The sequence below is a fragment of the Paraburkholderia sp. JHI2823 genome (genome assembly GCF_038900695.1).
GTDB classification, from domain to species: domain Bacteria; phylum Pseudomonadota; class Gammaproteobacteria; order Burkholderiales; family Burkholderiaceae; genus Paraburkholderia; species Paraburkholderia mimosarum.
The window spans coordinates 1-561 of record NZ_JAYMRY010000202.1 but is presented as its reverse complement, the minus strand read 5'-3'; the positions used below and the strand labels follow the sequence as shown (position 1 = coordinate 561).

Below are 561 nucleotides of genomic sequence, written 5' to 3'. Positions count from 1 at the left end.
AGACCGGCGTCAGTACGACGCTTAATGCTGTGCGCGAGCCGTATGCGGGGAAAGCTCGCACGTACGGTTCTTCGGGGGCCGCGTTTCCGAGAGGGAACGCGGCTACCCTCTACAAGCAGGCGCTCCCATTGAAACGGAAGTACTCCGATCCATCGCGGCGAATCCGGTGCAATTCATCCGGTTCAACTGCCTAGCGGCATCACCAACGTGCTGGCCTACACCGACAGCCCGCAGGCTACGCGTGACACGACGTCGACGGTTCTGTTGCAGTAAGGGTGTCGGGACGAGAAATGTCGATATGATAAGTATTGCGTATGACACAAGGGAGTAAAACTGCCGGGAAGCAGACGACGGGGCTTTGCCCGCACATTTCATCTGTCCTTTCCTGATCATGTGCATTACCTCGAGGCCGCCGAGAATGATCCTCGCACGGTGGAAGTTCTTGAATCCCTGCATCGGCCGGGTCCGGCGTTTGATAGCCCGATGGTCCTGTTCGACAATGTTGTTCAGGTACTTGATCTGGCGGACCTTGATCGGTGTCTCGCGATCGGCATTCACCGC

The 561-nt window shown here is 57.6% G+C and carries 1 pseudogene; it reads right to left on the bottom strand.

Annotated elements, in window-relative coordinates:
* Positions 1-369 precede the first annotated feature (369 nt).
* Positions 370-561 (bottom strand): annotated as a pseudogene (locus VSR34_RS38305) (DDE-type integrase/transposase/recombinase); the annotation flags it as partial.